The organism is Ruegeria sp. AU67, assembly GCF_900312795.1.
Classification (GTDB): domain Bacteria; phylum Pseudomonadota; class Alphaproteobacteria; order Rhodobacterales; family Rhodobacteraceae; genus Ruegeria; species Ruegeria atlantica.
Genome location: NZ_OMPH01000031.1, coordinates 128609 through 137245, shown reverse-complemented (window position 1 = coordinate 137245; position 8637 = coordinate 128609). Strand labels below are relative to the sequence as shown.

Below are 8637 nucleotides of genomic sequence, written 5' to 3'. Positions count from 1 at the left end.
ATGACCATCGCCTGCCTGCTGGCCAACACACTCACCGCCTGCTGCCGCGCCAACAAACTCCCAGAACCAGAAGGCCTCACAGCCTGACCTGTTTCGCTGGGGCGCAAAAAATGCGCCCCAGCGAAACTGAATTTCGCACAAGTGTGAAAATTGGCCATGATGTCAACGTGCTAAATTTCCCCCCTTTAAGGTTTGAATGTCTGAATGGGGCGTGTTAGCCGGGATTTCCCAGCCGTTTACAGTGTGTGAATGTTAGCTTTCCGGGGCTTGTGGCTGGGCCCCTGAAAGTGGTTTTTGATATGGTATGACTTCAAAGCTAAGACCCATCTTCAGCCTGTGCAGCCCACAACGCGTGATGGCCGGAGCGTTCTTCCTTCCTATGCTGGCTTACGCTTTTCCGCCGTTCCAGATGTCGGATTTGCCGTTTGTCATAAGCTTCTTATTTTGGTTCGGGGTGATGGGTATCGCCGTTACGTCGACCTGGATAGCCCGAAAACTGATCCGAGAATCCGGGACTGTTCTGAACTTGCCGGTGCGTGATCTGGCAATCGCCCTGTTTGTTCTGCTGTTGTTTATCCCGTCCCTTTGGGTGCTGGCCGTGGTTCTGTTTTCCATTGGGGGCCACTCCGCACCCGGCATCCCGCGAGTTATTGGATACAGCGCCTTGTTTACCGCTGGCCGGATTCTGACCAGCCGGGCAGAACCCAAAAGCGCTCCACCATCGTCCCCGGCTCCGCGGCTTGCGCGACGGTTGCCTGCGTCTTTTCAGGGGCAGATCTACCGCCTGAGCTCGCGTAATCACTACGTGGATGTGGTCACAACAGAGGGTACCTTTGCGATCCGGTTACGGCTCTCTGATGCGGTTGGGGAAATGGAGCCCTTGCGCGGGCATTGTGCGCACCGGTCCCATTGGATCGTGGACAACGCAGTCACAGGCACTGAGAAGGTAGCCGACAGAATCTACTTGAAGCTGGTGAATGGTGACCTGATACCGGTCAGCCGGAAGTACAAGCCGATGCTTGAAGACGACGGGTTGATATGATCTCAGCGTGGCATTGGGATGATTCGTGGATGAGGGCCGGTCAGGATGGCCATTGCCCGGTCGCTCATCAAGTCACATAGAACTTTCTCGGAACTTCGTAGCCCGCCTGTATAGGTGCCATAGGCCGGTAGGATAAGTCGTGCATTATCCATCAAAAACGCAGGGCGTGTGATCGTCCGACCGCGTGCCCTAATGCGGGTCTTGGGATGATAGTGCCCCGAGATTTCGTCGTGACAACTGGGTTGGGCGATATGCCGGAAAACCAATGGGCCTGCCGTGTATTCAGCCAGATGTGTTCCGCCCAGATCTATTGGACCCGGGTCGTGGTTTCCTTCGATCCAAATCCATTGTCGGCCTGCTTGCTGGGCCGTCAACGAAAGCTTCTCGGCGGCGCCCAATGCAGCCAACGCATCCAAATCGTCAAAGCTGTCGCCCAGGCAGATGACAGTTTGCGCGCCGGTTCTGTCGATGTCGGCTGCCAGCCGGGTCAGGGTGTCCTGACTGTCATAGGGCGGCAAAGAGGGACCACCGCGCCGCGCCATACGTTCGGATTTGCCAAGATGCAGATCGCTGACGCATAACAGTTTCCGGCTTGGCCACCACAACGCACCAGTTCCCAATGCGCGCAGATCTTGTTCAGCAAAGGAAAACGCCAGCTCGTTCATGGTACGTTCTTCACCTGTTTTGATCCTTGGCGCAAGCTGAATTACTTCGCGTCTAGTCCCGCAGCCTGTAGCAATCGGGCGCTTTCCTCGGCCAACAGACGTTCTTCGGCGGCACCTTTGACCGGTACTTTGCCAACCTCCAGAAACAACGGCGCGGCGAGGGGAGAGACCCGATCCAGCCGAACCAGATCTATCCGGTCACCAATTCGTTCAATCATTGTCTCGATACGTCCAAAATCCACTAGTCCGCGTATTGCTTCCTCGCGGGTGATCTGCATCAGAAGGTGGTTGGGGTCATATTTCAGCAGCGTGTCGTAAAGAATATCCGAGGAAAACGTAGCCTGACGCCCGCTTTTGCGTTTCCCGCCTGTATTGCGCTCGATCAGGCCTGCTATTGTGGCCGAAGCGCGAAAGGTGCGTTTCATGACAGCGTTGCCCGCCAGCCATGTCTCAAGCCCGTCACGCAGTTTGTCCAATTGGAGCAATGGGCTTGGGTCTGTCACAGCATCCAGGCCCCAAATCAGCGTCGCATAGTCGGTGGCAACAAAACCAAGCGGCGCCAACCCGGTTTCCTCCATCCGTTTAGTCAATAAAAGCCCAAGGGTCTGTTGCGCATTGCGCCCAGCGAAGCCGTAAACACACAGGTGTTCACGACCGTCATTGGGAAAACTCTCGATCAGCAAGCGATCCCGTTGAGGCAATCGGGACATATCCCGCTGCAACGCTAACCATTCGGTCGTGTGAGCAGGTAGTTGTGGCCACTCCGGCTGAGCGAACATGCGCAGGATACGGTCGCTGAGTTGGGTCGAGGTCGCGAACTTAGTGCCCGAAAATGTAGCGATCTTGGGCTTCTTGTCCGCCCGGCGGCTGACTTCGACCACCATTTCTCGCAGCCCCTCGTACCGTACGATCTGTCCGCCGATCAGAAACGTATCTCCGGGCGTCAGAGAGGCTGCAAATGCCTCCTCGACCTCACCCAGCGGTTTGCCCCCGCGATTGCGCTTTAAGCGGACTTTCAGCGTGTCTGTGTCCTGTATCGTGCCCAGGTTCATACGAATACGCTGTGTTGCCCGCGGGTCTCTTAGCTGCCATTGGCCGTCGGGGCGCTGCAACAGCCGCTGCCAGCGATCATAGGCGCGCAGCGCGTAGCCGCCGGTTGCACAGAAATCCAAACAGGCGTCGAACTCAGCGCGGCTGAGATCAGAATATGGCCCTGCTGCCGTCATTTCGGTGAACAGGGCATCTGCATCGAACGGACCTGCCGCAGCGGCGATGAGCATATGCTGGCACAACACGTCCCTTGGGCCCGGTCCGCGCGGTTCGCCATCCAGATCATGGGCCTTTGCCGCCTCCAACGCGGCGACGCACTCGACCACTTCAAACCGGTTCGCTGGCACTAATAGGGCTTTGGACGGGGCGTTGTAACGGTGGTTGGCACGACCAATGCGTTGAACCAGACGTTTGACGTTCTTGGGCGCGCCAATCTGGATCACCAGATCCACATCGCCCCAGTCGATGCCCAGATCCAGACTGCCGGTGCAAACAATGGCGCGTAAGTCACCGCGGACCATTGCAGCCTCGACCCGTTCGCGCTGTTGCCGATCTAGGCTGCCGTGGTGAATGCCAATGGGCAGCCCGTCATCATTGGCAAGCCAAATGTTGTGAAAGAATATTTCGGCCTGCGCGCGGGTGTTGTGAAAAATAAGCGTGGTTTTGTGTTGTTTGATCTGATCCAGCACCGCAGGGATCGAATAGGCCGCCCCTCCACCGGACCAGGGCGGCATCTCTTGCGTCTCAAGCATTTGGATATCGGGGTTGGGGCCGGGATCAGCCTGAATGATCTTGCAAGGATTGGGATGGCGGGCCAAAAACTGCGCGATGGCATCGGGGTCTTCGACTGTGGCCGACAGGCCGACGCGTCGCAGGTCAGGGCACAAGCTCTGCAAACGGGCCAGCGCCAACATCAACTGATCGCCTCGTTTGCTTTCGGCCAAGGCGTGGATTTCGTCCACGATCACGCGTTGGACGCCTGCAAACATCCGCGGGGCGTCTTCGTACGACGTCAGTAAGGCCAGGCTTTCAGGCGTGGTCAGCAGGATGTGCGGAGGGTCCACGCGCTGACGTTTCTTTTGCGTGGCCGAGGTATCGCCTGTTCGGTCTTCGATGCGGATGGGCAGGCCAATATCGTCCGCCGGGCCGCGCAGGTTGCGGCGGATATCGGCGGCCAAAGCCTTGAGTGGGGAAACATAGAGCGTGTGCAGACCGGGGCGATCATTTTCCGCCAGCTCGGCCAGTGTCGGCAGGAAACCGGCCATCGTTTTGCCACCGCCGGTCGGCGCAATGAGCAAAGTTGCCGGGTCCCTAGCCCGGTCAAACATCTCTTGCTGATGTGGATGGATGGACCAGCCTTTGGCGTCAAACCAATCCGTGATTCGGGGGGGAATCTGCGTCATGAACGCAGACTACCCGGCCTGTCCCGGAAATGGCACGGCGTTAATTTACGATTACCTCGTCTTTGACGAACATGTTGGCCCAGGCCCTGTCGATCAGGTCGGGGCTCATCTGATAGGGGATGCCCTCGAATTCGCAGATCGAGATCATCTGGTCGATCAGGAAGATCGGCTGATAGTTGGCATAGACGTTGTTGATGGTCGGGTATTTGACCTTCAGCAAATGCACCAGAGCGGATTCATCCAGCGGCATGCCGCGTTTCCGCGCCACCATTGCAAAGATTTTTAGGAAGTCTTCTTGAACAGGACCACCGATCTTGATCTTGAAGAAGATCCGACGCAGGGCCGCTTGGTCGAAGATCTCATTCGGGTGGAAGTTGGTCGAGAAGATGACCAATGTGTCAAAGGGAACCTCGAACTTTTCGCCGGACTGCAGGCCAAGAATATCCTTGTTCTCTTCCAGAGGAACAATCCAGCGGTTGATCAGCGCCTGTGGCGGTTCCTGCTGACGACCAAGGTCGTCCACGATGAAGATGCCACCGGTTGATTTCAGCTGCAGCGGCGCCTGATAGGTACGTGCAGTCGGGTTGTAGACCAGATCCAGCATTGAAAGCGAAAGTTCACCACCCGTTACCACGGTCGGGCGTTCGCACTGAACATAGCGGGTGTCGAACCGCTTGCGACGGCGCAGGCTGTTGGGGTCATCCGCCTCTTGCTCGATCGCGGTGTGGACGATCGGATCATAGACCGTGATGACCTGACCTGCATACTCGATGGCACGGGGAACATAGACGTTGTCCCCCAGCGCGTCGCGAATACCGTTCGAGATTGAGGATTTACCGTTACCCGGAGGGCCATACATCAGAATTGACCGGCCGGCGCTGACTGCGGGGCCCAGATGGTCCAGCAGGCTGTCGGGCAGAACAAGATGTCCCATCGCACCAGTTAGCTGATCACGGGTCACCTGAATATTTCGGATTGACTGACGCTTGACCTGTTCCCGGTATACGTCCAGCGGAACCGGCATAGCGCCGAAGTATTCAGATTGGCTCAGCGCGTCCAGTGCACGGGCTTTGCCGGCATCGGTAAGCTGATAGCCCATCTCGTTTCCACTGTTGGCGTTCAGTGTGCCCGTCGCTTCGAGCAGTTTCTGTTCGCGTGCAATGTCTACAAGTTCTTGCGTGACCGCACCTGGCAAACAGATCGCTTCCGCGATTTCCGTGACCGTATCCACGTTCTTTCGGAATATCGTCTTAAGCAGAATGTCCCGCATCATCACGATGGGCAGTTTCATTTCGGCCATACCCTTGGGGGCAGGGGGGGCCATAACCGAGGTCGTCTGCATATTCATGAGCGTTGCCCGTCTATCCACTAATCACGCCTAAAGCCCCACAAGGGCTGCTTGCATAAAATCTTAACCTGCTTTGTGTCAGCACAAAGGCATTGAAAAGGCGGACTGATGATAGTTTATGAGCCGGAAACAGTTCCAAAAATCAGATAGATCGCCAAACTGGCCCCTAACGGAAAACCCATCGGAAATTTCTTGCCCCGATCCCAGCTCTCCCAGTCCGGGGCGATCGCCCGAAGGCGTGTGTGCTTGGCCAGCCTGTGCGTCACATATGCACCAAGCATGGCGCAAGTGGCGATCAGCGTCATAAGCAGATAGTCACCGGCCCAGACAAAGGCTGAGGCGGCAGCCAGAAACTTGGCATCACCTGCCCCCATGACGCCGGCCGCGTTCAACAGGATGCCGAAAAACAAAACGACAACGATATGCAGCAATTGCCACAGATAGGGCGGAAGTGTCAGGGCAATCGGACCCACGCTGCCGGTCGTCCACTCGGTGGCCCAGGGTGGCAGTGCAATCAACCCGACAACAGCAAAAACCGCGGCCAAAGCGATCACGGCATGATTTTTGATCAGCATGCTACGCAGATCAGTGAAGGCTACATAAAAACAGATCGGCAACACAAACGGCAAAAACCATGCGGCTGCCGTCGCAGGGATATTCATGAATCAGGCCTCTTCAAGCGCGCGAAGCGATCGAACGGCTTCCTCATAGTGCTGGGGGTGGGTTGCGATGGCTTCACGAAACAGGTTCTTGGCTGTCGTGATATCGCCTTGCTTGATCGCAGAAATACCCATTGTATTCAGCAGCATGGCTCGCTCAACTTGTGTCAGAGGAACAACTGGCATGTTATAGTTGCCCTGTGCAGCCCTGGCCAACACGAGGTTGTTCTTAGCCGTGAACAGCGATTTGTCCTGACGGATTGCTTCGGAAAACAACCTTTCGGCATCGGCGTAATCACCGCGCGACAGCTTGGAGTAGCCCCAGTTGTTCATAACACCACCAGGGCGTGTGGTCAGACCAACGGCTGTTTCGTAAAAGTGATCCGCGCGTTTCCAGTCTTTACTGGAGTCTGCAACGACCGCCTCAAGACGGTAACGTTGGAATGTCTCATAGGTTGGAGGAACAGAATCCAGCGTCGACTTAGCCGTTGCCCAGTCACCAGCACGGACCGATGCGGCGGCGTACTCGACCCGGTCGACGTTGTTCGCGCCTTTCATGGTAGTTACTTTTTTCCACGCAGATGCGGCCTCGGTCGTGCGCTTGGCGCGGGTAAGAGAAATCGCAAGGCCCCGCTGCAGGTCGATCCGGCCAGGATTTTTTGCGGCGGCGCCTTTGAAATAGGTCACAGCCTCGTTCGGATCAGCCGCAGTCAGAAGAACCTCGTTCAGGTTGGTTTCGTCTATGACGTTCACCTCCTGATAGGTGCGTTCGACCTTTTCTTCTTCGGTTTCTTTTTCGCAGGCGGACAGAACCATCCCGCAGATCACCATCGTCGGAATCAAGAATTTTTGGCGCATTTTTGCGTCCCTTACTGCTCTTGCCAATGTTACGGGAGCTTGCGCAGCATGAATTGCCCGTCGCCTTGCTGCTCCAGTTTATATTCTTGTTTTTCCGGGGTAGTATTAACAGGATTTTCCATTTTTGCGAGTGCTAAGCGCAGATTGTCCAAGATTGCGTCACTTTCGCCATTGTCCAAAGCAAAGGCGCGCCTGAACATCTGCTCTGCCTCAGGGTATTCGGCCTTTTCCATCAGCACAACACCCAGATTATTCCACGCAATGGGCCAGTCGGGTTCATCCTCTATGGCGCGGCGCAGCAGTTCTTCTGCTTGCCCCAAACGCCTGAGACCCAGGTTTGCAGTTCCCATTGAGGTCAGAAGTTCCGTTGTCATCCCTTGATCCAGCGCGGCGCGGGAAAAGGAAGTCAGCGCAAGCTCATATTCGCCCGATACCATCAGTCGGTTTCCGACCGTAATCGGATCAACGGCATCGGCTTTGGGGTCAACGCCCGGAGCGTCCAGACCGTTTGAAAGGCCCATTTCTGTACAAGAGGCCACCATGGCAAGAACCATGGTGGCCTGAAACATGCGGCGTAGCCTGAAACTGGTACACCTGAGATTTAATTCCATCGGGACGTTATCCACCGGCTTTTGCAAATTCCGCGATGCCTTTTGCCGAGGGGCCGACCAGAATGACCAGCAACGGCGGCACCGTCAGCATCATTGTGGCAAGTGTCATTTTGGTTGGCAACTTGTTCGCGGCCTCCTCGGCGCGCATTACCCGCTTGTCACGCATTTCACCGGCATAAACCCGCAGGGCTTCGGCGATTGATGTACCAAATGTGGCCGACTGGATCATAACAGTCACAAACGAGCTGACGTCCTGAACGCCGCAACGTGTGCCAAAGTCTCTGAGAACGCTGTCCCTTTCCTTACCCGCCTTCAATTCGTGCGCGACAACTTCGAATTCCGAGGCAATATCCGGGTAAGAGACTTTCATTTCAGCCGCGACCCGAACAATCGCCTGATCCAGCGATTGACCTGCTTCGACGCAAACCAGCATAAGATCCAGAGTGTCGGGGAAACCTGCAACGATGGCTTCCTGTCGTTCGGCAACGCGCCGAGTGATCCAATAGCGTGGGAGGAAGTAGAACGCACAAGCCGGAATCAAGACGCGCATGGCCATCTGGGCCGGGGTGAATTCCTGATCACCAGCAAAAACCGTGACCAAAAGCACGCCAATCGAAATGCCTATCAAACCAAGAGCAAATTGAGCAAAGTGAAAAAAGCGGACCGCGTCCTTGGATTGATACCCCGCCTGGCGCAACTTGAGCTCCATCGCGGACAGTTCTTCTTTGTTTTGTGGTTCTAGGAAATTCGCGAATTTCTGAAGTTGCTCGTTGCGGCTGGATTGTCGCAGTTTGTCCTTGTTGCCTTTCTTGCTTTCCTTGGGCGCCGCATGTGAACGCTGTAGTTTCTTGAGAGGGTCCTCGGGCTGGTTCAGCATCAGTGGCAAGGCCACAAGGATCATGAACAACCCCAGAACACCAACCACGATAAGGGGTCCAAACGGTCCCAAATTCTCGGTCAGGACTTCATTGATTTGGGTCAGAAATTCCATACTCAAGCCC

General features: G+C 56.0%; 8 protein-coding genes. 1 reads left to right on the top strand and 7 read right to left on the bottom strand.

Annotated elements, in window-relative coordinates:
* Positions 1-304: 304 nt before the first annotated feature.
* Positions 305-1042: a LytTR family DNA-binding domain-containing protein gene (locus DK510_RS19210; RefSeq protein ID WP_109313462.1), complete on the top strand. Its 738-nt coding sequence runs from the start codon at positions 305-307 to the stop codon at positions 1040-1042.
* A 2-nt stretch (positions 1043-1044) separates the two neighbouring features.
* Here DK510_RS19210 and pdeM read toward each other — a convergent pair whose 3' ends face one another.
* The 7 genes from pdeM to DK510_RS19175 form a co-directional block, all read right to left on the bottom strand.
* A complete protein-coding gene (gene pdeM / locus DK510_RS19205; RefSeq protein WP_109313461.1) occupies positions 1045-1707 on the bottom strand; it encodes a ligase-associated DNA damage response endonuclease PdeM in 663 nt (220 codons plus the stop codon).
* Between the two features lie 41 nt (positions 1708-1748).
* A complete protein-coding gene (locus DK510_RS19200) occupies positions 1749-4160 on the bottom strand; it encodes a ligase-associated DNA damage response DEXH box helicase (RefSeq protein WP_109313460.1) in 2412 nt (803 codons plus the stop codon).
* A 40-nt stretch (positions 4161-4200) separates the two neighbouring features.
* Positions 4201-5508 (bottom strand): ATPase, encoded by a 1308-nt coding sequence (locus tag DK510_RS19195; protein WP_109313459.1) that lies wholly within the window; start codon positions 5506-5508, stop codon positions 4201-4203.
* Between the two features lie 116 nt (positions 5509-5624).
* Positions 5625-6170, bottom strand: a complete 546-nt coding sequence (locus DK510_RS19190) for a prepilin peptidase (RefSeq protein WP_109313458.1) — start codon at positions 6168-6170, stop codon at positions 5625-5627.
* Between the two features lie 3 nt (positions 6171-6173).
* The gene (locus DK510_RS19185) at positions 6174-7025 is read right to left on the bottom strand and encodes a lipopolysaccharide assembly protein LapB (RefSeq protein WP_109313457.1); all 852 of its coding nucleotides are present in this window, start codon (positions 7023-7025) and stop codon (positions 6174-6176) included.
* 29 nt (positions 7026-7054) lie between these two features.
* Positions 7055-7594 carry a tetratricopeptide repeat protein gene (locus DK510_RS19180; protein ID WP_234999155.1) on the bottom strand — a complete coding sequence of 180 codons (540 nt, stop codon included), beginning with the start codon at positions 7592-7594 and terminating at the stop codon, positions 7055-7057.
* A 49-nt stretch (positions 7595-7643) separates the two neighbouring features.
* Positions 7644-8627: a type II secretion system F family protein gene (locus DK510_RS19175; RefSeq protein ID WP_109313456.1), complete on the bottom strand. Its 984-nt coding sequence runs from the start codon at positions 8625-8627 to the stop codon at positions 7644-7646.
* Positions 8628-8637 lie beyond the last annotated feature (10 nt).